The sequence below is a fragment of the Staphylococcus simulans genome (assembly GCF_025561465.1).
Lineage (GTDB): Bacteria > Bacillota > Bacilli > Staphylococcales > Staphylococcaceae > Staphylococcus > Staphylococcus simulans.
Genome location: NZ_CP095100.1, coordinates 2,190,110 through 2,214,048, shown reverse-complemented (window position 1 = coordinate 2,214,048; position 23,939 = coordinate 2,190,110). Strand labels below are relative to the sequence as shown.

Sequence of the window (23,939 nt, the reverse complement as noted above, 5' to 3'; positions counted from 1 at the left end):
TCTCAGACAGTGACTTGATTTGTCTTTTTTTATTTAGGAGGGATTATACTGACAACAATTAAGCATTATGGAAAGTTAGTCAGAAGTACGAAACATCTGACTGATGAAACGATTATCTATCAAGGACCAGGTGTGATACAAAATGGCAAAGGAAAATGGTATTGTCAGCAATGTGGAACACCTCATCAAGACGAGTATTATACGTATCATTCAAAAATTCACAATCAACCGATAACTTATTGTCGAAGTTGTTTATCACTCGGTCGTATGGATAGCTTTAAGCCAATATATATTACCAAAACTGCACATCAAATTAGTTCAGGAGAATATCATTTGGACTTTGAACTGTCTGAACAACAAGCCTATGCTTCCTCACATATTATTCGAGCGATTCAACAGCAGGAAAATTTATTACTATATGCGGTAACAGGTGCAGGAAAAACAGAAATGATGTTTGCGGGAATTCAACATGCCAGACAACAAGGTATGAATGTGGCGATTGTATCACCGCGTGTCGATGTGGTCATTGAAATCAGCAAGCGTATTATCGAATCGTTTAAAGGTGAACATATAGACGTCTTGTACCAAGGACAAAGCCAGACGTATCAAGGTCATTTTGTCATTGCGACGGTGCATCAATTATATCGCTTTAAACAACACTTTGATGTGATATATATTGATGAGGTTGATGCATTTCCGCTTGCGATGGATCCTTTATTGATGCAGACACTCATTCAAGCTTCAGCTTCTGCTTATAGTCATATTTATATGACAGCTACGCCTTCCTCACGTTTATTAAAACAATTCAAAAAAGAGAATATCATTACTTTACCAGCGCGTTATCATCGTAAACCGCTTCCCGTCCCCAAATTCCACTACTCCAAATTCAAACCGAAACGCATGCAGCGCTATTTACTCGAACTTCTTCGAAAACAACTTGAAAACCAACGCGTCACTTTAGTCTTCTTTAATCAAATTGAAGCGATGGAACAAGCCTTGGTACACTATCAAAAATATTTCAAAGACTTGGTGGCAGTTCATAGTGAAGATGCTTTACGTTTTGAGAAAGTAGAAGCTTTAAGAGCAGGTAAACATCCGATTATCTTCACGACCACGATTTTAGAACGGGGTTTCACGATGGCACATTTAGATGTCATTGTCATCGACAGCCAAAGTTTCCAAACTGCAGCTTTAGTTCAAATTGCAGGACGTACAGGACGTAAAATACAAGATACCAGCGGCTTAGTGTTGTTTTTGCATAATGGGGTCACCTTATCTATGGTGCAAGCCAAACGCCAAATTAAACAAATGAATCAATTAGGTTTACAAAAGGGGTGGTTGGATGCCGAAATGTAAACTATGCTTAACTCCATTTTCGGAACCTTTAACTGCCGCAAATTTTTATAAATCACCTCAAATTCTGTGTGAACATTGTCGACAGGCATTTGAAGCATGTCGTCTAGAAAAAGTGAAACGCTGTCCGCGTTGTTTAAAACCGTTAGACGAAAGTGAAGAAGCTTGTTTAGATTGTCAGTTTTTAGCTCGCAAATTCAACTTAATGCATCAACTTTATTGTGATTACCGTTATACAGGGAAAGTACGCGAGACGATTCATCAATATAAAATTGCTGGAGATACGGCATTATGTAAAGTCATCGCAAACCTTATTCGATTGCCGAAGCAACAGTATGACTATATCATTCCAATTCCTTCACCAATCGCAAGGGATCAGCAAAGAACATTTAATCCAGTAGAAATGGTTTTAGCTGCAAAAGGGGTTAAGTATCATCTGATACTGCAAACAGACGTTAGACCGAAACAATCCACTTTGAATAAAGCAATGCGTGCCAAAGCTCCCAATCCATTTTATATTAATCCTGCATTTCAAGATGTAGATTTACAAAATAAGCGCATTTTACTCGTAGATGATATTTATACAACAGGGCTAACGGCCCATCATGCGATTGAAGCTTTATTTATCAGAAAAGTTGGAAAAATAGATGTATTTGCTTTTGCTAGATAGTTGAAACATGTTATTATAAAGGTGAGCATTACCAATCAAAACATATATAGAGGTTAAAGGAGTCGATCACTATGATTAGATTTGAAATTCATGGAGACAACCTCACTATTACAGACGCAATTCGTAATTACATTGAGGACAAAGTTGGTAAACTAGAACGTTACTTTACAAATGTGCCGAACGTTGATGCACATGTTAAAGTAAAAACTTACGCCAATTCAAGCACTAAAATTGAAGTGACAATTCCGCTTAAAGACGTGACACTTCGTGCAGAAGAAAGAAACGACGATTTATATGCGGGCATTGATTTAATCACTAACAAATTAGAACGTCAAGTGCGTAAGTACAAAACACGCGTTAATCGTAAAAAACGTAAAGAGAATGAGAAAGAACCATTCCCATCAATCCCAGCAGCTACACCAGAAACTGCTGATCAAGATAACAATGATGAAATCGAAATCATTCGTTCTAAACAATTCAGCTTAAAACCGATGGATTCTGAAGAAGCCGTATTACAAATGGACTTATTAGGTCATGACTTCTTCATCTTTACAGACCGTGATACAGATGGTACAAGCATCGTTTATCGCAGAAAAGATGGAAAATACGGTTTAATTGAAACAGTTGAAAATTAATAATTAATGTCTCATGAGAGGCTCGCAGCTGTGAGGTTGCGAGTCTCTTTTTTAATGACTACTAATTTCAAAGATTAAGTTTGTATTAATAAGATTGTATTTGATTGATTTCAGTAAGTTGAACGTGTCAAAATATAGAGGATATGTTTGAAACGTGTAATGCACCAACAACACAACTAGAAACTTTGGATTAAGTGAAGAAAATCATAAACACTGATACTTATAAATAAAGAGTTATCAACTATTAGATTGAGTATATAAGTGTAACTTTTACGATATAAATGGTAAGATGAATTGTTGTAAGCCAAACAGTTTTTATACCAAAGGAGCGAACAGAATGGGTTTTTTATCAAAAATTGTTGACGGCAATAAGAGAGAAATTAAACGCCTAGGTAAGCAAGCGGACAAAGTACTCGCGTTAGAAGAGGAAATGTCGATTCTTACTGATGAAGAAATTAGAAATAAAACACAAGAACTTAAAGAACGAGTTCAAGCTGAAGAAGATGTAGTTAAACAAGATAAAATATTAGACGAAATCCTTCCTGAAGCCTTTGCTTTAGTAAGAGAAGGGGCTAAACGTGTGTTCAATATGTCACCTTACCGTGTCCAAGTCATGGGTGGTATCGCGATTCATAACGGTGATATTTCAGAAATGAGAACCGGTGAAGGTAAAACGTTGACAGCGACAATGCCGACGTATTTGAACGCTTTAGCAGGTCGCGGTGTACACGTTATTACAGTCAACGAATATTTAGCAAGTGTACAAAGTGAAGAAATGGCTGAGTTATATAACTTCTTAGGTTTATCTGTAGGATTAAACTTAAACAGTTTATCAACAGAGGAGAAACGCCAAGCCTATAATGAAGATATCACGTACAGTACTAACAACGAACTTGGTTTCGATTACTTACGTGACAACATGGTGAATTATGCAGAAGAACGTGTTATGCGGCCGCTTCACTTCGCCATCATTGATGAGGTCGACTCTATCTTAATCGACGAAGCACGTACACCTTTAATTATTTCTGGTGAAGCAGAAAAATCAACATCACTTTACACACAAGCGAACGTATTCGCGAAAATGTTGAAAGCTGAAGATGATTATAACTATGATGAGAAAACAAAATCTGTTCAATTAACAGATCAAGGTGCAGATAAAGCTGAACGTATGTTTAAATTGGATAACTTATATGATTTAAACAACGTAGATATTATTACACATATCAATACAGCATTACGTGCCAACTATACACTACAACGTGATGTCGACTACATGGTGACAGATGGTGAAGTATTAATCGTTGACCAATTTACAGGTCGTACAATGCCAGGTCGTCGTTTCTCAGAAGGGTTGCACCAAGCGATTGAAGCAAAAGAAGGCGTGCAAATCCAAAATGAATCTAAGACAATGGCATCGATTACGTTCCAAAACTTCTTCCGTATGTACAACAAATTATCTGGTATGACAGGTACAGCGAAAACTGAGGAAGAAGAGTTCCGTAATATCTATAACATGACAGTTACGCAAATTCCGACGAACCGTCCTGTACAACGTATCGATAAACCTGATTTAATTTATATCAGTCAAAAAGGTAAATTCGACGCGGTGGTTGAAGATGTTGTAGAAAAACATAAAAAAGGTCAACCGATTCTTTTAGGTACAGTAGCGGTTGAAACCAGTGAATATATTTCTAAGTTATTGAAAAAACGCGGCGTACGTCATGACGTCTTAAACGCGAAAAACCATGAGCGTGAAGCAGAAATCGTTTCTACTGCAGGTCAAAAAGGTGCTGTAACGATTGCGACAAACATGGCCGGTCGTGGTACAGATATCAAACTTGGCGAAGGTGTCGAAGAACTGGGCGGTTTAGCAGTTATCGGTACAGAACGTCATGAATCACGTCGTATCGATGACCAATTACGTGGTCGTTCTGGTCGTCAAGGTGACAGAGGTGAAAGTCGTTTCTACTTATCACTTCAAGACGAATTAATGGTACGTTTCGGTTCAGAACGTCTTCAAAATATGATGGGCCGTTTAGGTATGGATGATTCTACACCGATTGAATCTAAAATGGTTTCTCGTGCTGTAGAGTCTGCACAAAAACGTGTAGAAGGTAATAACTTCGATGCGCGTAAACGTATCCTTGAATATGACGAAGTATTACGTAAGCAACGTGAAATTATTTACGGTGAACGTAACAGCATTATCGATAATGAAGAAAGTTCTGATCTTGTAAAAACAATGATGCGTTCAACACTAGATCGCGCCATCGGTTATTATGTAAATGATGACTTAGATGAAGTAGATTACGATCCGTTCATTAATTATGTAGAAGATGTCTTCTTACATGAAGGTGAATTAGATATCTCTGAAATCAAAGGTAAAGATAGAGAAGATATCTTTGATACAGTATGGGAAAAAGTTGAAGCTGCTTATGAAAAACAAAAAGCTAATATTCCTGAGCAATTTAATGAATTCGAACGTATGATTTTATTACGTTCTATCGATAGTCGTTGGACAGACCATATCGATACGATGGACCAATTACGTCAAGGTATTCATTTACGCTCATACGGACAACAAAACCCACTTCGTGATTATCAAAATGAAGGACATCAACTTTTCGATAATATGATGATGAATATCGAAGAAGATGTCAGCAAATATATCCTTAAGTCTGTCATCACAGTAGAAGATGATGTGGAACGTGATAAAGCAAAGGAGTATAAAGGGCAGCATGTCTCAGCTGAAGACGGTAAAGAGAAAGTCAAAGCGAAACCGATTGTGAAAGGCGACCAAGTCGGCCGTAACGATCCCTGCCCATGCGGAAGCGGCAAGAAATACAAAAACTGCTGCGGCAAATAGTATGCATTTCTAAGAACCATTGCGTATTGTAAGGAAGAAAATTTGTTCTTCCTTACAGGCAGTCGGTTCTTTTTTCATACAAGCATATCTCTAAGTTATGCTAAAATAGGAAAAGTATAGAACAAACTAATCAATCAATGTACAGGAGAGAAAAAAGATGGAACTATCTGAAATTAAGCGTAATATCGCGAACTATAGTGAAAAATTAGAACAACTTAGGGGGTCTCTTTGACTTAGAAGAAAAAGAGACAAACATCCAAGAATATGAAGAAATGATGACAGAACCGACATTCTGGGATGATCAAAATAAAGCGCAAGAAATTATCGATAAAAATAATGCGTTAAAGTCAGTAGTGCAAGGCTATCGTGATTTAGAAGCAGAAATCGAAGATATGAACGCGACGCACGAATTACTGCAAGAAGAATATGATGAAGATTTAAAAGCAGACTTAGAAGAAGAAACTGTAAACTTTAAAAGTAAATTAGACGAATTTGAATTACAGTTATTATTAAATGGACCTTATGATGATAACAATGCAATCTTAGAATTGCATCCAGGTGCCGGCGGTACAGAATCACAAGACTGGGCGAGCATGTTGCTTCGTATGTATCAACGCTATGCTGAAGATAAAAACTTTAAAGTAGAAGTAGCAGATTATTTACCTGGTGATGAAGCGGGCGTTAAAAGTGTGACATTGTTAATCAAAGGTCATAATGCGTATGGCTATTTAAAAGCTGAAAAAGGTGTGCATCGTTTAGTACGTATTTCACCGTTCGACTCATCAGGCAGACGTCATACGTCATTCGTTTCTTGTGATGTCATCCCTGAATTCAATAATAATGAAATCGAAATCGATATTAACCCGGATGATATTACAGTCGATACGTTCAGAGCATCAGGTGCCGGTGGTCAGCACATCAACAAAACAGAGTCTGCCATCCGTATTACCCACCATCCAACAGGTATTGTAGTAAATAACCAAAACGAACGTTCACAAATTAAGAACCGTGAAGCGGCTATGAAAATGTTGAAATCTAAATTGTATCAATTGAAATTAGAAGAACAAGAAAAAGAAATGGCTGAAATCCGAGGCGAACAAAAAGACATCGGCTGGGGCAGTCAGATTCGTTCTTATGTTTTCCATCCATATTCAATGGTGAAAGATCACCGTACGAATGAAGAAACAGGTAACGTTAACGCAGTAATGGATGGAGAAATAGGACCATTCATTGAAGCGTACTTACGTACACAAATGGATAACCGTGACGCGTAATGTCACAAATCAAGACCAGAGTATAATATACTTTGGTCTTTTATTTTTTATCAAACAAAAAACATTATTGATAAAAGTAAATTTAGATGTTAAATGCATGAGTTAATATTACTGTTATATTACAAAGAATCCTATTAAAAAGGTTAATAAGCGTACTAGTGCCAATGATTTAGTTTAATTGACAGAAAGTTTCTTTGATTTAGAGATTAAACGATAGTATAACGTTTATATTACAACTCTATAACATTCCACCTAGAGCGGAAGGGTTGTGCTATATTGGATTTATCAATTAATGATTAAAAAATGACAGCAAAGGATGAAATAATAAATGAAGAAAGCTTTATTACTATCAGCATCATCATTAACTCTATTAACAGCATTGAATGGTGTTGCATCTGCAGAACAAACGCATGTAGTTAAAGAAGATGCTAAGTTAAGCGAAGTTGCAGCTTTGTTTGCCACTACTACTGATGAAATTAAATCACTTAATAAATTAAGCCAAGACGAAGTTAAAAAAGACACTGCTTTAGTATTACCTGACACAGACGTTGTAGAAGTTAAAGCAGGAGACACTTTAAAATCAATCGCAGCAGCACATAAAATCTCTTTAGATCAATTATACAAATTAAACCCAGGCGTGACACACATCATTTTACCTGGCGATATTTTAGCAGTTTCTGACAAAGGTGCAGCGCATTTAGAAGCGTTACATACTGGTAAAGCTGTACCACAAACAGAACAAAAATCTGGTCAAGCAACAGCAAACTATGATGCACCAGCACACACAACATCAGCTCCTGTAAACTACACTGCTGATGCAGCTTATAACACAAGCTACACTAGTTATGAAGCACCATCTTATAACTATTCACAATCATATAGTGCACCAACAACGTCTTATAGTGCACCTTCATATCAAACAAGTGCACCATCTTACTATTCAGGTGCAAACCTTTACACAGCAGGTCAATGTACTTCATACGCATTCGATCGTGCAGGCGGTAAAGTAGGTTCAACTTGGGGTAACGCAAATAACTGGGCAAACGCAGCGGCAGCAGCGGGACACACAGTAAACAATATTCCAGCAGCAGGTTCAATCATGCAATCTTCTGCAGGTGCTTACGGTCACGTAGCATATGTTGAAGGTGTTAACAGCGACGGTTCAGTTCGTGTATCTGAAATGAACTACGGCTATGGTCCAGGTGTCGTAACTTCACGTACGATTTCAGCTGGTCAAGCAAGCGGTTATAACTTCATTCACTAATTTAAAAACGATTCGCACTGTTCTCTATTGAGAGGATGGTGCTTTTTTTATTGGTTCAAGTGAAATGTAAAGGTTAAGTAAATCGGAAATAAATGCTTTAAATTACAGAAAGAAAAATGGTAAAGTTAAAGCAACTTCAGACATTGTGTGAAGGAAAACCACATACATTATTATAAAGTTCATAAATATAAACTCTTTATTCGTTATATTTCCGCTAGTAAAAGAAAAATGTTTTAATAAAATTGAAAGTAATCGTGATAAAGTGCTTGATATATATTCGTGTATGCGGGTATAATATTTGATTAAATAGATAAGGGGTGAGCTCAACGTGGGTGTACATCAATATTTTAAAAGATTATCTGATTTAGAAAAGCTGATACGCTTGCCTGGTAAATTCAAGTATTTTGAGCATAATGTAGCAGCACATTCATTTAAAGTAACGAAAATAGCGCAATACTTAGCCACAGTAGAAGAACATCATGGCAATGAAATTGATTGGAAAAGTTTATATGAAAAAGCTTTGAATCATGACTTTGCGGAAGTATTTACAGGGGATATTAAAACGCCTGTGAAATATGCCAGCCGTGATTTGAAGAAATTGTTCTCGCAAGTGGAAGAAGAGATGGTAGATAATTTTATTAGAGAAGAATTTCCGGAAGAATATCAAGATGTTTACAGAGAACGTCTGCAAGAAGGCAAAGATGATTCTTTAGAAGGTCAAATTTTGGCAGTAGCTGATAAAATCGACTTGTTATATGAAACATTTGGTGAAATTCAAAAGCGTAATCCAGACTCACTTTTCTTTGAAATTTATGAAATGTCTTTAGAAACCATTATGCAGTTTGATCACTTAGTGTCCGTTCAAGATTTTATCGAGAACGTCATCCCTGAAATGTTAACGGAAAACTTCATTCCACGTTCAGAGTTACGAGAATTAACAATGTCGATTTTAAATAAAAGAGACGGGTGACCGCTTATGCTTCTCATTTGGTATCTTTGTGCCTCATTTTTCCCATGCATACTTGTTGTACTATTTAGTGTAGTAACGAAAAATAAATGGGTCGGCGCAATTGTGACATTAATGCTGATCGGCGGTTCTATATATAAAGGATTCTTTCATAGTGAATGGATTATTTTTATAGATGTTGTATCTCTGCTGGCTGGTTTTGTGATTGTAGATCAATTGCGTCTTCATAAACAGCATGAAGATGATCGTTGAATAGAAATGAAACAGGTGCTTGTCTAAAAAAGACAAGTGCTTTTTGTTTGGGGAAAAAGAGTAGTTTTACGAACAGATGTTTGTATCTTTTTGACAGAATCTGTTACAATATATAGTGATGTAAAAAGTTTGAAATAGAGTAATTGAGAGTATAGAAAGACTAAATAGAACGATGAAATGAGATTTTGAGAAGTTGCGAATTAACCAGCTTAATTGCAATCTCAACATGAAGTATATGGTTGGGACAGACGATAAGTGTCTCAACCTATTTATATTTTAAAACTCATATTTTTCTATAGAAGTGTCAATAAAGGAGGATACCGAATTTTATGGAACATCATCCATTTAAAATTGTTTCTGAGTTTACCCCGCAAGGTGACCAACCAGCCGCTATCGAAAAAATTTCAAAGGGTATTAAAGAAGGTAAACGTCACCAAACGTTACTCGGAGCAACAGGTACAGGTAAGACCTTTACGATGAGTAATGTCATTCAACAAGCGGGCAAACCGACATTAGTATTAGCCCATAACAAGACCTTAGCTGGTCAATTATATAATGAGTTCAAAGAATTTTTCCCGGAAAATAGAGTAGAGTACTTTGTCAGCTTCTATGATTATTATCAACCAGAAGCTTATGTGCCATCTACTGACACATTTATCGAAAAAGATGCGACAATCAATGATGAAATTGACCAATTACGTCACTCAGCAACAAGTTCACTCTTTGAGCGTGACGATGTCATTGTTGTTGCCAGTGTCAGCAGTATCTTCGGTTTAGGGGATCCTTCTGAATATAGCAGTTTAGTAGTTAACGTCCGTCAAGGAATGGAAATGGATCGCAGTCAATTTCTACGTGCATTAGTAGATATTCAATATTCAAGAAACGACATCGACTTTAAACGCGGGACATTCAGAGTTCGCGGTGATGTAGTAGAAGTCTTCCCGGCGTCTCGAGATGAAATGTGTATCCGTGTAGAATTCTTCGGTGATGAAATTGATCGTATCAGCGAAGTAAACTATTTAACAGGTGAAGTATTACGTGAAAGAGAACACTTCTCTATCTTCCCGGCATCCCACTTCGTAACTAGAGATGAAAAATTGGAATTAGCGATTCAACGTATCGAAAAAGAATTAGCAGATCGCTTAAAGTATTTAAGAGAGAATAATAAATTATTAGAAGCGCAACGCTTAGAACAACGTACGAACTATGACCTTGAAATGATGAGAGAGATGGGCTTTTGTTCAGGAATTGAGAACTATTCAGTCCACTTGAGTTTAAGAGATTATGGTTCAACACCGTATACGTTATTAGATTATTTCGGTGATGACTGGTTAATTATGATTGATGAATCTCACGTTACATTACCACAAGTCAGAGGGATGTATAACGGAGATAAAGCACGTAAACAAGTTTTAGTTGACCATGGTTTCAGACTTCCGAGTGCTTTGGATAACCGTCCATTAACATTCGAAGAGTTTGAGAAGAAAGCACATCAATTAGTTTATGTGACTGCGACACCTGGGCCTTATGAACTAGAACATTCAGATGAAGTTGTTGAGCAAATTATTCGACCAACGGGCTTATTAGACCCTAAAATAGATGTCCGTCCGACGAAGAATCAAATTGATGATTTATTAAGTGAAATTCAAGATAGAATTGATAAAAATGAACGTGTACTCATTACAACGTTAACGAAAAAGATGAGTGAAGATTTAACGACTTATATGAAAGAAGCGGGAATTAAAGTCAATTACCTGCATTCAGAAATAAAAACATTAGAACGAATTGAAATCATTCGTGACTTACGTATGGGTACGTATGATGCGGTTGTCGGTATTAACTTACTAAGAGAAGGTATCGATATCCCAGAAGTTTCTTTAGTTGTAATTTTAGATGCGGATAAAGAAGGTTTCTTACGTTCTAACCGTTCATTAATTCAAACCATCGGCCGTGCTGCGCGTAATGAGCATGGTGAAGTAATCATGTATGCGGATAAGATTACAGATTCTATGCAGTATGCGATTGATGAAACAGAGCGTCGTCGTAAAATTCAACAAGCATACAACGAAGAACATGGTATTACACCGAAAACAATTCGTAAGAAAATCCATGACGTTATTAGTGCGACAGTGGAAACAGATGAAGAAAATGAAAAAGAACAAAAAGTCGTACCTAAGAAATTAACGAAAAAAGAACGTGAAAAAACAATTGAAAATATAGAAAAAGAAATGAAACAAGCAGCGAAAGACTTAGACTTTGAGCGAGCAACAGAGCTAAGAGACATGTTGTTTGAACTGAAAGCAGAAGGGTGAGGTGACATGTGTGAGTAAGAAAGATCCATCTATTGTGGTCAAAGGTGCACGTGAAAATAATTTAAAAAGTGTCAATGTGGAATTGCCTAAAAATAAATTGATTGTGATGACTGGACTATCAGGTTCAGGTAAGTCATCTTTGGCTTTCGACACGATTTATGCAGAAGGTCAACGTCGTTATGTAGAATCATTAAGTGCTTACGCACGTCAATTCTTAGGACAAATGGATAAGCCGGATGTTGATACGATTGAAGGGTTATCTCCGGCAATTTCGATTGACCAAAAAACGACAAGTAAAAACCCGAGATCTACGGTTGCGACGGTAACAGAAATTTATGATTATATTCGTTTATTATATGCACGTGTCGGAAAAGCATTTTGTCCACATCATGGTATTGAAATTGAATCACAAACAGTACAACAAATGGCTGACCGTATTTTAGAGTTAGAAGAACGTACTAAAATTCAGTTGATGGCACCAATTGTGAATCACCGCAAAGGTTCACATGAAAAACTGCTTCAAGATATCAGTAAAAAAGGTTATGTACGTGTCAGAGTAGATGGTGACATTCATGATATCAATGATGTGCCAGAACTAGATAAGAATAAAAATCATACGATTGAAGTTGTTGTTGACCGTCTTGTGGTGAAAGAAGGTATTGAATCACGTCTGGCTGACTCTATTGAAACAGCGTTAGAACTGGCAGAAGGGAACTTAACAGTCGATGTGATTGGCGGAGAACCTTTAAAATTCTCTGAAAATCATGCTTGTCCGATTTGCGGATTCAGCATTGGTGAGTTAGAACCGCGTATGTTCAGTTTCAACAGCCCATTCGGTGCATGTCCAACATGTGATGGTTTAGGACAAAAATTAAAAGTAGACGTAGATTTGGTTATTCCAGATCCGAATGTATCGTTACGTGAAGGTGCGATTGTACCTTGGGAACCAAAAAGTTCTGACTTCTATCCGACATTATTAAAACGTGTCGCAGAAGTGTATAAAATTGATATGGACAGACCGTTTAAAAAATTAACCGACCGTCAAAAAGATATCATTTTATACGGTTCAAAAGGTAAAGAGATTACTTTTACTTTCGAACAACGTAATGGTGCATCACGCACAAGAACGATGGAGTTTGAAGGCGTTGTGCCGAACATTGAACGTCGTTATCATGAATCTCCATCAGAATATGTTCGTGAAATGATGCAGAAATATATGACGGAATTACCTTGTGAAACATGTCATGGTAAACGTTTAAGCCAAGAAGCATTATCTGTGTATGTTTCAGGTTTGAATATCGGAGAAGTTGTAGAGTATTCCATTAAAGAAGCGTTGCATTTCTTCGAAAATATCGATTTATCTGAACAAGACCGAAAGATTGCAGATTTAATCTTGAAAGAAATTATCTCAAGATTGTATTTCTTAAATAACGTTGGTTTAGATTATTTAACGTTAAATCGTTCATCAGGTACATTATCTGGTGGTGAAGCGCAACGTATTCGTTTAGCCACACAAATCGGTTCACGTTTAACGGGCGTATTATATGTGTTAGATGAGCCTTCTATTGGTTTACATCAAAGAGATAATGACCGTTTAATCAACACATTGAAAGAAATGCGTGATTTAGGTAATACGCTGATTGTGGTTGAACATGATGATGATACGATGAGAGAAGCGGATTATCTTGTAGACGTAGGTCCTGGTGCCGGCGATTACGGGGGTGAAATTGTCGCAGCAGGTACACCAAAACAAGTTATGCGTAATTCTAAATCATTAACAGGTCAGTATCTGAGCGGTAAGAAACGTATTGAAGTCCCAGAACATCGCAGACCTGTGACAGACCGTAAACTAAAAGTACGCGGTGCCAGCAGTAACAATTTAAAAGACGTAGATGTAGACTTCCCGCTTTCTACAATGACTGTTGTTACAGGTGTTTCTGGGTCAGGTAAAAGTTCATTAGTGAACGAAGTGCTGTATAAAACATTGGCACAAAAATTAAACCGTTCGAAAATCAGACCAGGTAAAGTGGATAAAATTGAAGGTATCGATCAACTTGATAAAGTGATTGATATTGACCAATCTCCGATTGGACGTACACCACGTTCAAACCCAGCAACTTACACAGGCGTTTTTGATGATATCCGTGATGTTTTCGCATCAACAAACGAAGCGAAAATCAGAGGGTATCAAAAAGGACGTTTCAGCTTTAACGTTAAAGGTGGACGTTGTGAAGCATGTAAAGGTGACGGGATTATCAAAATTGAAATGCATTTCTTACCAGATGTGTATGTACCTTGTGAAGTATGTGGTGGTAAACGCTATAACCGTGAAACGTTAGAAGTGACTTATAAAGGTAAAAATATCTCTGAAGTATTAGAAATGACCGCTGAAGATGCGACACATTTCTTTGAAAATATCCCTAAAATCAAACGTAAGCTACAAACATTAGTCGATGTTGGTTTAGGTTACGTGAAGCTCGGCCAACCTGCGACGACATTGTCAGGCGGGGAAGCTCAGCGTGTGAAACTCGCATCAGAACTGCATAAACGTTCAACAGGCCGTTCTATCTATATCTTAGATGAACCAACAACAGGTCTGCATGTGGATGACATTCGTCGTTTATTAAAAGTATTGAACCGTATTGTAGATAACGGAGATACTGTTGTGATTATTGAACATAACTTGGATGTCATAAAAACAGCAGATTACTTGATTGATTTAGGTCCTGAAGGCGGCGATGGCGGAGGAACAATCGTTGCGACAGGTACACCTGAAGAAATCGCCGCATCTCCAGATTCTTATACAGGCAAATATTTGAAAACAGTATTAGAACGTGATGCAGCACAAACAAGTCAATAACCAGATTAAGACATTTCACTTAAAGCAGTGGAGTGTCTTTTTTTATGACTTCAAAGAAAAAAGTTTGATTTTTGAACACATATAAGAAATGATAAGATGAATAGAGATAAAACCAATAACGTTTCTGCATTCTTTTTTGATATGATAGAGATGAGCATATAACGAAGAATGTTGATTGAGGTGAAAATATGTTAAGTGCTAGAGCTATAGTAAACAGATTCAAGTTAAATTTAGTAGCCGGAGAAGAAGGATTGGATCGTCCGATTCATAATACAGATATTTCACGCCCAGGTTTGGAAATGGCGGGGTACTTTTCGCATTATGCGTCTGACCGTATTCAATTATTAGGGACAACTGAATTATCATTTTATAATTTATTACCAGATAAAGAACGACAAGGCAGATTACGTAAGTTATGCCGTCCTGATACACCGGCAATTATCGTTACACGTGATATTGAGCCGCCAGAAGAATTAGTCAATGCGGCACAAGAGCTCAGTGTACCATTACTCACATCTAAAGATGCGACAACAAGTTTAATGAGCCGATTAACTACATATCTTGAACATGAACTTGCGAAAACAACATCTTTACATGGTGTATTAGTAGACGTATATGGTGTAGGTGTTTTAATTACTGGTGATTCTGGTATCGGTAAAAGTGAAACAGCGTTAGAGTTAGTAAAACGTGGACACCGTCTTGTTGCGGATGATAATGTGGAGATTCGTGAAATCACGAAAGATGAATTGATTGGTAAACCGCCGAAATTAATCGAACATTTATTAGAAATCAGAGGACTTGGGATTATTAACGTAATGACGTTATTTGGTGCAGGTTCGATTTTGACAGAGAAGAAAATCGGTTTGAATATCAATTTGGAAAACTGGGATAAAGATAAGCTATACGACCGTGTAGGTTTGAATGAAGAAACCTTACGTATTTTAGATACTGAAATCACAAAGAAAACAATTCCGGTAAGACCGGGTAGAAATGTGGCAGTTATTATTGAAGTTGCGGCGATGAATTATCGCTTGAACATTATGGGCATCAATACAGCTGAAGAATTTAACGAACGTTTAAATGCCGAAATACTTAGAAAAAATGAACACAAAGAGGAGTAAGCTAGATGTTGTTTAACTTAGGTTATATTGATCCGGTGGCCTTCAGCTTAGGCCCGATTGATGTGCGATGGTATGGGATTATTATTGCCTTCGGCATCTTATTAGGTTATTTTATTGCGCAGGCGACCGCAAAGAAAGTAGGCTATCATCAAGATGCATTGATTGATATTATCTTTTGGAGTGCTATTTTCGGCTTTGTGGCAGCACGGATTTATTTCGTGATTTTCCAATGGCCATACTACGCCGCAAATCCTTCAGAGATACCGATGATATGGCATGGCGGCATCGCCATTCATGGTGGTTTGATTGGTGGATTTATCACAGGCATTATTGTGTGTAAAATGAACAATCATAACCCTTGGCAAATTGGAGATATTGTTGCACCAAGTATTATCTTAGCGCAAGGTATTGGACGTTGGGGGAACTTTATGAACCATGAAGCACATGGGGGACCTGTGTCTCAAAGTTTCCTAGAGAACCTTCATATTCCAAGATTTATTATTGATAATATGTATATTGATGGCCAGTACTATCAACCGACTTTCTTATATGAATCAGTTTGGGATGTGCTCGGCTTTGCGTTATTACTATTTTTACGTAAGCACTTAAGAATTGGTGAAACATTCTTCTTATACTTGATTTGGTATTCAATCGGCAGATTCTTTGTCGAAGGTATGCGTACAGATAGTTTAATGTTGACAAGCAATATCAGAGTGGCACAGGTGATGTCTGTTATCTTGATTATTATCAGTGTCGTTATGATTATCTATCGTCGAATGAAGAAACAACCACCTAAATTTAAAGATGCCAGAAACTTGGCATGGCCGAAATAAGAGGAGATTAAATGAGACGTTATAAAAAAGTAGCGGGCAGTCAATCGCAGATTAATCCGCTTTGGAGAATGTATCATTTTATCACAGTGAAAAAAGCGTTTAGACAAACGATTATGATTGAAATTGCACGGTATATTCCATCGTTGAAATTAAAACGATGGATTTACCGTGCTTGTTTAGGTATGCAAGTTGGAAAGCACACAGCTTTTGCCTATAAAGTGATGCCGGATATCTTATATCCGCATCTAATTCAAGTTGGAGATAATTGTGTGATAGGGTATAATACAACAATATTGACCCATGAATTTTTAGTTTCAGAGTTGAGAGTGGGAAAAGTTGAAATCGGTCATCATACATTAATCGGTGCCAATGTGACAATTTTACCTGGGGTTAAAATTGGTAGTCATGTCAAAATCGGTGCAGGTACGGTAGTTAATAAAGATGTACCAGATGGCGCTTTAGCTTTCGGCAATCCCATGCAGATCAGATTATAAGTGAGAGGAGGGGCAATACAATGACATCAGAACCATCTAAAAAAGTGATTCCAATGACGCAAGATGCATCACTTTTTAAACGACTGGCAGCGTCAAAACTAAAACATAGAGATTATCAAAAAGCCGCAGAGTACTATCATAAAGTCCTTGAATTGTCGCCTTCTGACTTTGAAGCGCTTCAAGATTATACAACCGCACTGACTGAAGTGGGTCAAGCTAAGCAAGTTGTTGGACGTTATTATGATTTCATTGCGAAAGGTGAACATGTAGAATCATCCTATTATCAACTCAGTCAAATATATACGAATTTACAAGATCCGAATAAAGCATTTTGTTTCGGGATGAATTATGTGCTGCTGTCAGAGGATGAAGACTATAGAAAAGAACTAGAAGAAACCTTTGAAGTTGTCTATAAGGATGTAGATGTACTTGAAAAAGAGAGCCAAGTATTCGCAGTTCAGATTATTTTTCAATATCTTTTCTCTCAAGGAAAGTTAGAAGAAGCGAAAAAGTTTATTCAACGCCAAGAAATGACAGTACGTACGCATGAAAGTGTACGCAATTTATTAGCAATGATACATCTGTATTTAGGAAACTATGATATCGCACGTAATATGTTGAAACAGCTTTTAAAAGAAAATCAGACGGATGTTTATGCATTATGTCATTATACGTTATTACTTTATAACACAAATGACAAAGCTTATCCGAACTATCTGCAATCATTGTCTAAAGTTGTACCAATGAATGATGAAGAAAGTTTCAAACTTGGTATTGTCCTCAGCTATCTACAAAAGTTCAGTGCTTCGCAAAAATTATTGTATCCTTTGTTTAAAAAAGGTAAATTCATTTCCATGCAAATGTTTCATGCGTTAAGCGTCAACTTTTATCACCTGGGAAATAAAGAGCAAAGTAAGGTGTTTTGGGAAAAGCTTGAAGCAATGACAGATACACCTCCAGGACCGCCACCTTGGTTGATTTCTGAGAAAAATCTCTATTTCCATTCGCATATTGCGCCGCTATTAATTAGTGAAGACAGCCATGAACGTATTTATGGGATTTTCTTATTAGAACAGATGAATGGCAGAGAACTATTAATTACAGAAGAAATTTGGAATGTATTAGAAACGATGAATGAATACGAAAAACTATATCTGACATATTTGATAAAAGGATTGAAATTAGTCAAATTAGATTTCATTCATCGAGGCATGTTAACCTTGTATGAGAAAGAGGCTTTAAGAGAATATCAATCTTTATTTGTACATTGGATTGATCGTGCTGAAGGAATCATTGCGCAAGAATATGATTTGGAAAAAGTAGAAGGGTATGTGGCAGCGTGTGTATATCTCTTCTTTAAAACACGACCCGATGCTTATACGAAAAAAGCTATTACAGAATGGTTCGGTATATCTATGTACCGTTTGAATAAATCAATTGAAATTCTACTAGAAGTTTAAAAGTTGTGTATGTAAAATAGTACAATTCACAATTTGAGCATAAAAGTATATTTCAAGAAAGCTCTATCTTATAATGAGTGTGATTAAATACTAGGAGGCAAGAAGAATGACTAAACAACAACCTGATTATGATGTTGTAATTATCGGCGCAGGCCCAGCAGGTATGACTGCAGCCGTATATGCTTCTCGCGCGGACTTAAAAACTGTAATGATCGAACGTGGTGTGCCAGGCGGACAAATGGCAAACACTGAAGATGTTGAAAACTTCCCAGGATTCGAATCAATTTCTGGTCCTGACTTATCAACAAAAATGTTTGATCATGCGCAAAAATTCGGCGCTGTTTATCAGTACGGCGATATTAAAGCGATTGAAGATAAAGGCGATATTAAAGAAGTCTTTTATGGAGATAAATCTGTTACTGCATATGCGGTGATTATCGCAACAGGTGCAGAATACAAAAAAATCGGTGTGCCAGGTGAAGAAGAACTTGGCGGCCGCGGTGTAAGTTACTGTGCAGTATGTGACGGTGCATTCTTCAAAGGCAAAAACTTATACGTTATCGGCGGTGGAGACTCTGCAGTAGAAGAAGGTAACTTCTTAACTAAATTTGCGGACAGTGTTACTGTCGTTCACCGTAGAGATAAATTACGTGCACAAAAAATCTTACAAGATCGTGCATTCAAAAACGAAAAAATGCACTTTATCTGGAATCACACATTAGCATCTATTAATGAAAAAGACGGTAAAGTCGGCTCAGTTACTTTACAATCTACAGTAGATGGTAAAGAAGAAACATTAGACGCTGATGGTGTATTCGTTTATATCGGTATGAAACCTTTAACTGCACCGATTGTTGATTTAGGTATCACAAACGAAGCAGGTTACATCGTAACAAACGAAGAAATGGAAACAAAAGTTCCTGGTATCTTCGCAGCAGGCGATGTGCGTGAAAAAGGTTTACGACAAATCGTTACAGCTACTGGAGACGGTAGTATCGCAGCTCAAAATGCGCAAGGCTATATCGAAGAATTGAAAGATAAACTAGAAGCAGAAGAAGCATAATAAAAAAACGAAGAAGGTTTGAGTAGTGCATGAAGCGGTTTAAACCATGCATCTATTCAAACCTTTTTACATATTCCATAGTAATCATGTTCAAGTTAGAATGTAATATGATACTATGATAAAGATAAGGATATTATGAGCGAATTAATTACAGGATGGTGTCGTTATGCAACATGAAGAAAATGAAGTCGTAAATAAGAGTGAATTATTAGTGGTTACTGGTATGTCGGGGGCTGGGAAGTCTGTAGTTTTACAGAGTTTAGAAGATTTAGGGTACTTTTGTGTAGACAATTTACCACCGATTTTACTGCCGAAATTTGTGGAGTTGATGGAGCAAGGCACACCATCTTTACAAAAAGTAGCAATTGCGATTGATTTACGCGGTCGCGAATTTTTCAAATCCTTAGTAAAAGAAGTAGATTTTTTACGCAGCAAGAATCGCATTATAGTAGACGTGATGTTTGTCGAGGCAAGTGAAGCAAAATTAATTTCAAGATATAAAGAAACACGCCGTGCACACCCATTAAGTGATAACGGTCAAAATTCATTGATTAATTCTATTAGAGAAGAACGTCAATCATTATCTGAAATCCGTAGTTTTGCGAACTTTGTCATAGATACAACAGACTTAAATCCAAAAGAATTACGTGCAAAAATAAACAAATTGTTTAATAGAGATGATATCGAAACATTTAGTATTAGTGTAACGAGCTTTGGCTTCAAACATGGCATCCAACAAGATGCAGATTTAGTCTTTGATGTGAGATTCTTACCGAATCCATTTTATGTAAAAGAGTTACGTCCTTTAACCGGTAATGATGACGCTGTATATCAATATGTCATGAAATGGCAAGAAACAGCCATCTTTTATGATAAGTTATTAGACTTATTGAAATTTATGATTCCGGGCTATAAAAAAGAAGGCAAGACACAATTAGTGATTGCGATCGGATGTACAGGCGGACAGCATCGTTCTGTTGCCTTAGCGAAACGATTAGCCGAAGACTTGAATGATAGTTACGACTATAATGTTTACGTTCATCATAGAGATGCACATATCGAAAGTGGCGAGAGAAATGAAAAAGCTTAAAATCGTATTAATCGGGGGCGGTACAGGTTTATCTGTATTGGCTCGTGGTTTAAAAGATTATCCTATCGATATTACCGCAATTGTGACGGTAGCAGACGATGGGGGAAGTACAGGTAAAATCAGAAGTGAAATGGACATTCCCGCTCCTGGGGATATCCGTAACGTTATTGCGGCCTTAAGTGATACAGAACCGACTTTAAAGGAGCTGTTTCAGTACCGCTTCAAAGAGAATCAAGTGGAAGGTCATTCAGTAGGAAACCTATTGATTGCGGCACTGACAAATATTATGGATGACTTTGGTCATGCGGTTAAAGAATTAAGTAAAATTTTAAATATCAAAGGACGCGTGATTCCTTCAACAAATTCTAGTATTCGTTTAAATGCGGAGATGGAAGATGGTGAAATCGTGTATGGTGAGTCTAATATACCGAAGCGTCAAAAAACAATTAAGCGTGTCTTTATAGAGCCTGCAGATGTGCAGCCGATGGAAGAAGCGGTAGAGGCATTAGAAGATGCAGACTTAATCGTATTAGGCCCTGGTTCATTGTATACGAGCGTAATTTCCAATTTATGTGTGCCAGGTATCGGTGAAGCGATTGTGGATAGTGCGGCACCTAAAGTTTATGTTTCAAACGTGATGACGCAACATGGCGAAACAGATCATTTTGATGTGATGGATCATATTCAAGCAATGCATAATCACATGAAAACAAATTTTATTGATTATGTGATTTGTTGTGAGAATCATCAGTACAGTAAAGACATTTTAGAAAATTACCATAAAGAACAGGCAGAACCTGTGACTTATCATAAAGAATCGATTGAAGCGGCAGGTATTGAACCGATTACTGCACAAGATTTAGTCCATGTTTCTTCGAAAAATCGTGTGCGCCATAATACAACACGCTTAGCACGCATGATTTATGAATTGGCACTTGATTTAACAAGCACAATCCAATTTAATCCGAAAAATAGAAAATTTTAAAGAAGGGAATGGCGCGGCATGAGCTTTGCATCAGACATGAAAAATGAATTGACAAGAATCGATGTCGATGATAAAAATGCGCGAGCGGAACTTAGCGCATTGATACGGATGAATGGTGCACTCAGTTTGTCGAATCAGCAATTTGTCATCAATGTACAAACTGAAAATGCGACAACAGCCAGACGTATATACTCTCTGATTAAGAAAGTATTTAATATTGAAGTTGAAATTCTTGTTCGAAAGAAAATGAAGCTGAAGAAGAACAACATTTATATCTGCAGAACGAAAATGAAGTCTCGTGAAATCTTACATGAACTTGGTATCTTAAAAGACGGTGTGTTTACACACGCTATTGATTTAGATTTGATTCGTGACGATGAAATGAGACGAAGTTATTTACGCGGTGCATTCTTAGCTGGCGGTTCTGTGAATAATCCAGAAACATCTTCTTATCATTTAGAAATATTTTCTTTATACGAAAGCCATTCAGAAGGCTTAACTGCTTTAATGAATGAATATGAATTGAATGCGAAACATTTAGAACGTAAAAAAGGAAATATCGTTTATTTGAAAGAAGCGGAGAAAATCTCTGATTTCTTGAGTTTAATCGGAGGTTATCAAGCGATGTTGAAATTTGAAGATGTGCGTATTGTCAGAGATATGCGTAATTCAGTAAATCGCTTAGTAAACTGTGAAACAGCTAATTTAAACAAAACAGTTAGTGCAGCGATGAAGCAAGTTGAAAGTATTCAGTTGATTGATCAAGAAATCGGCATTGAAAACTTACCAGACCGTTTAAGAGAAATTGCGAAATTGCGTGTGGAAAATCAAGATGTCTCTCTAAAAGAATTAGGAGAAATGGTTTCTACAGGCACAATTTCGAAATCAGGTGTTAATCATCGTTTACGTAAGTTGAATGAGTTAGCAGATAAGATTAGAAGCGGTGAACATATTGAAATGTGATAAAGAAAAGCAGTCACTCATTTGAAAATTGAAATGAGTGACTGCTTTTTATCGTTATTGATCTACGACTGATTTTTTCGGAATTCCTAAAGCTATAATAAAGCCGATGAAATTCACGATTGATAATACAATGAACATCATTTTAAATGACTGCATATTGTTTAACAACTGCATAGACAATACAGGTGCAATCGCTGTACCGATAAATAACATAAAGGTATTGATAGATAAGAAGAAGCCTTTATCTTTAGTAGTCAGTAGACCGATTTGTGATATCACAGAAGGAATCACAAAAGAGATACCTGCGATAAAGATAACACTGAATAATGTGATGATAATGAGATTGTGCGTCACGCCCATCAGTATCAATGAGATACCTGCAGTGATTAATGAGATTAGAATAATACGTTTTACACCGATGAAATCACTTAAGCGACCTGCAGATAACGCTAATAACATACCAATTAAACCAAATAGCTTCACTGATGATATTGTCGTTAAATCAGCGTTGATTGGGTCAGATGTCAAATATTCATTTAGCAGAGCATACATAGAAACAAATGACGTTAAGATAGTTAATGAAACAAAGAAACATAATACAATGCCTTTATTATCAAAAATATGTCTCATGTTTTTAAAGAACACTGAGAATTTTGTATCAGGCATATGATAAGGACTTTTCGGAATAGCTCGGTAAATCCAAACAATCAGCAATAAGTAAACAACAGTCAATACGAAGTAAACGATACGCCAACTCATATGTGCGGCGATAATATCACTTAAGTTTTGACCGATAACACCAGATAACATGAAACTGGTACTAATAAAACTGATTGCGGTAACACGTTTATGAATAGGGAACACTTCTGTCACATATGTTAATGACACAGGTGAGAAGCTTGCGGTAGCTATTCCTTGTAAAACACGTACAATCAGTAATAGCGCAAAGTTATGAATAAAGCCGATCGCAAAAGTTGTAAGTGTGAGCATAGCCAAGCCGATTAATATGACCTTCTTCTTACCAAACTTGTCGGCAATGATTCCATAAAACATACAGCTGACTGAATAAGAAACTGAGAATACCACACCGATTAATGTTGTGGCACCTTCGCTTAAATGTAATTCTTTCCCCATAATCGGCATTAAAGGAATGGCAGAGTAAAGACTGCACATAACCGCAATACCTGAAATAAAGAATACAGTCGTAATTAAATTATAATTGAGCGACGGTTGTTTCAAATATATCCTCCCTTTCTATGATGAATTGTTTAATAAAGATTATATTGATGAACCTTAATATAAGTGTATCGCATATATGTTGTGGAAGTGTGAAGATTGAAACAATGCTTGTTTCAAATTAAAAATGCATGATTCATTTTAACACAAACAAATTATAATGAAATAGATAGAAATATTATTGAAATATTGTGACAATAAGCTTTGGTCAAATAAAAATACCTTTCTCGTAAAATGAGAA

At 36.8% G+C, this 23,939-nt stretch carries 19 protein-coding genes; 18 read left to right on the top strand and 1 reads right to left on the bottom strand.

All coding sequences use genetic code 11. The features are described from left to right. Nucleotides 1-48: 48 nt before the first annotated feature. The 18 genes from MUA87_RS10405 to whiA all read left to right on the top strand — a co-directional run bounded on the left by MUA87_RS10405 (nt 49) and on the right by whiA (nt 22,462). On the top strand, nt 49-1,356 hold the full coding sequence (locus MUA87_RS10405) for a DEAD/DEAH box helicase family protein (RefSeq protein ID WP_262551399.1): 1,308 nt from the start codon (nt 49-51) through the stop codon (nt 1,354-1,356). Continuing rightward, nucleotides 1,343-2,023, top strand: a complete 681-nt coding sequence (locus tag MUA87_RS10400) for a ComF family protein (RefSeq protein WP_262550747.1) — start codon at nt 1,343-1,345, stop codon at nt 2,021-2,023. The genes MUA87_RS10405 and MUA87_RS10400 overlap by 14 nt, the downstream gene beginning before the upstream one ends. A 71-nt stretch (nt 2,024-2,094) precedes the next feature. Then, on the top strand, nt 2,095-2,658 hold the full coding sequence (gene hpf / locus MUA87_RS10395) for a ribosome hibernation-promoting factor, HPF/YfiA family (RefSeq protein ID WP_002481543.1): 564 nt from the start codon (nt 2,095-2,097) through the stop codon (nt 2,656-2,658). Nucleotides 2,659-2,995: 337 nt separating this feature from the next. Beyond that, entirely contained in the window at nt 2,996-5,524 is a 2,529-nt protein-coding gene (gene secA / locus MUA87_RS10390; RefSeq protein WP_023015375.1) for a preprotein translocase subunit SecA, read from the top strand. Nucleotides 5,525-5,681: 157 nt separating this feature from the next. Continuing rightward, a protein-coding gene (prfB, locus tag MUA87_RS10385; RefSeq protein ID WP_096754524.1) for a peptide chain release factor 2 occupies nt 5,682-6,798 on the top strand; the annotation gives its coding sequence in 2 pieces (ribosomal slippage) (nt 5,682-5,753 and nt 5,755-6,798; 1,116 coding nt in all). Nucleotides 6,799-7,126: 328 nt separating this feature from the next. Beyond that, nucleotides 7,127-8,062, top strand: coding sequence for a COG3942 and LysM peptidoglycan-binding domain-containing protein (locus MUA87_RS10380; RefSeq protein ID WP_002481546.1), 936 nt, complete (start codon nt 7,127-7,129; stop codon nt 8,060-8,062). Between the two features lie 328 nt (nt 8,063-8,390). Next, on the top strand, nt 8,391-9,032 hold the full coding sequence (locus MUA87_RS10375) for a YfbR-like 5'-deoxynucleotidase (RefSeq protein ID WP_002481547.1): 642 nt from the start codon (nt 8,391-8,393) through the stop codon (nt 9,030-9,032). Nucleotides 9,033-9,038: 6 nt separating this feature from the next. Then, on the top strand, nt 9,039-9,281 hold the full coding sequence (locus MUA87_RS10370) for a CsbA family protein (RefSeq protein ID WP_023015372.1): 243 nt from the start codon (nt 9,039-9,041) through the stop codon (nt 9,279-9,281). Between the two features lie 329 nt (nt 9,282-9,610). Further along, the gene (gene uvrB, locus MUA87_RS10365) at nt 9,611-11,593 is read left to right on the top strand and encodes an excinuclease ABC subunit UvrB (RefSeq protein ID WP_002481549.1); all 1,983 of its coding nucleotides are present in this window, start codon (nt 9,611-9,613) and stop codon (nt 11,591-11,593) included. 10 nt (nt 11,594-11,603) lie between these two features. Further along, on the top strand, nt 11,604-14,453 hold the full coding sequence (gene uvrA / locus MUA87_RS10360; RefSeq protein ID WP_002481550.1) for an excinuclease ABC subunit UvrA: 2,850 nt from the start codon (nt 11,604-11,606) through the stop codon (nt 14,451-14,453). Between the two features lie 188 nt (nt 14,454-14,641). Continuing rightward, nucleotides 14,642-15,574, top strand: a complete 933-nt coding sequence (hprK, locus tag MUA87_RS10355) for an HPr(Ser) kinase/phosphatase (RefSeq protein WP_002481551.1) — start codon at nt 14,642-14,644, stop codon at nt 15,572-15,574. 5 nt (nt 15,575-15,579) lie between these two features. Continuing rightward, the gene (gene lgt / locus MUA87_RS10350; RefSeq protein ID WP_023015369.1) at nt 15,580-16,407 is read left to right on the top strand and encodes a prolipoprotein diacylglyceryl transferase; all 828 of its coding nucleotides are present in this window, start codon (nt 15,580-15,582) and stop codon (nt 16,405-16,407) included. An 11-nt stretch (nt 16,408-16,418) separates the two neighbouring features. Further along, nucleotides 16,419-16,901, top strand: coding sequence for an acyltransferase (locus MUA87_RS10345; protein ID WP_057510215.1), 483 nt, complete (start codon nt 16,419-16,421; stop codon nt 16,899-16,901). Between the two features lie 20 nt (nt 16,902-16,921). Next, on the top strand, nt 16,922-18,361 hold the full coding sequence (locus MUA87_RS10340) for a tetratricopeptide repeat protein (protein WP_002481554.1): 1,440 nt from the start codon (nt 16,922-16,924) through the stop codon (nt 18,359-18,361). Nucleotides 18,362-18,467: 106 nt separating this feature from the next. Further along, the gene (trxB, locus tag MUA87_RS10335; RefSeq protein WP_023015366.1) at nt 18,468-19,424 is read left to right on the top strand and encodes a thioredoxin-disulfide reductase; all 957 of its coding nucleotides are present in this window, start codon (nt 18,468-18,470) and stop codon (nt 19,422-19,424) included. A gap of 166 nt (nt 19,425-19,590) precedes the next feature. Beyond that, nucleotides 19,591-20,514: an RNase adapter RapZ gene (gene rapZ, locus MUA87_RS10330; RefSeq protein ID WP_002481556.1), complete on the top strand. Its 924-nt coding sequence runs from the start codon at nt 19,591-19,593 to the stop codon at nt 20,512-20,514. Then, nucleotides 20,501-21,499, top strand: a complete 999-nt coding sequence (locus MUA87_RS10325; RefSeq protein WP_002481557.1) for a gluconeogenesis factor YvcK family protein — start codon at nt 20,501-20,503, stop codon at nt 21,497-21,499. Before rapZ ends, MUA87_RS10325 begins: the two co-directional genes overlap by 14 nt. Before the next feature lie 18 nt (nt 21,500-21,517). Continuing rightward, a complete protein-coding gene (gene whiA, locus MUA87_RS10320) occupies nt 21,518-22,462 on the top strand; it encodes a DNA-binding protein WhiA (protein WP_002481558.1) in 945 nt (314 codons plus the stop codon). A gap of 54 nt (nt 22,463-22,516) precedes the next feature. Here the strand turns inward: whiA and MUA87_RS10315 are convergent, their stop codons facing one another. Then, entirely contained in the window at nt 22,517-23,701 is a 1,185-nt protein-coding gene (locus MUA87_RS10315; protein WP_057510217.1) for an MFS transporter, read from the bottom strand. Nucleotides 23,702-23,939 lie beyond the last annotated feature (238 nt).

What these genes read in the sequence shown, in the direction of transcription:
- MUA87_RS10400 (WP_262550747.1), top strand. Translation starts at nt 1,343, where the DNA reads ATGCCGAAATGTAAACTATGCTTAACTCCATTTTCGGAACCTTTAACT.
- hpf (WP_002481543.1), top strand. Translation starts at nt 2,095, where the DNA reads ATGATTAGATTTGAAATTCATGGAGACAACCTCACTATTACAGACGCA.
- secA (WP_023015375.1), top strand. Translation starts at nt 2,996, where the DNA reads ATGGGTTTTTTATCAAAAATTGTTGACGGCAATAAGAGAGAAATTAAA.
- MUA87_RS10380 (WP_002481546.1), top strand. Translation starts at nt 7,127, where the DNA reads ATGAAGAAAGCTTTATTACTATCAGCATCATCATTAACTCTATTAACA.
- MUA87_RS10370 (WP_023015372.1), top strand. Translation starts at nt 9,039, where the DNA reads ATGCTTCTCATTTGGTATCTTTGTGCCTCATTTTTCCCATGCATACTT.
- uvrB (WP_002481549.1), top strand. Translation starts at nt 9,611, where the DNA reads ATGGAACATCATCCATTTAAAATTGTTTCTGAGTTTACCCCGCAAGGT.
- hprK (WP_002481551.1), top strand. Translation starts at nt 14,642, where the DNA reads ATGTTAAGTGCTAGAGCTATAGTAAACAGATTCAAGTTAAATTTAGTA.
- lgt (WP_023015369.1), top strand. Translation starts at nt 15,580, where the DNA reads ATGTTGTTTAACTTAGGTTATATTGATCCGGTGGCCTTCAGCTTAGGC.
- MUA87_RS10345 (WP_057510215.1), top strand. Translation starts at nt 16,419, where the DNA reads ATGAGACGTTATAAAAAAGTAGCGGGCAGTCAATCGCAGATTAATCCG.
- MUA87_RS10340 (WP_002481554.1), top strand. Translation starts at nt 16,922, where the DNA reads ATGACATCAGAACCATCTAAAAAAGTGATTCCAATGACGCAAGATGCA.
- trxB (WP_023015366.1), top strand. Translation starts at nt 18,468, where the DNA reads ATGACTAAACAACAACCTGATTATGATGTTGTAATTATCGGCGCAGGC.
- rapZ (WP_002481556.1), top strand. Translation starts at nt 19,591, where the DNA reads ATGCAACATGAAGAAAATGAAGTCGTAAATAAGAGTGAATTATTAGTG.
- MUA87_RS10325 (WP_002481557.1), top strand. Translation starts at nt 20,501, where the DNA reads ATGAAAAAGCTTAAAATCGTATTAATCGGGGGCGGTACAGGTTTATCT.
- whiA (WP_002481558.1), top strand. Translation starts at nt 21,518, where the DNA reads ATGAGCTTTGCATCAGACATGAAAAATGAATTGACAAGAATCGATGTC.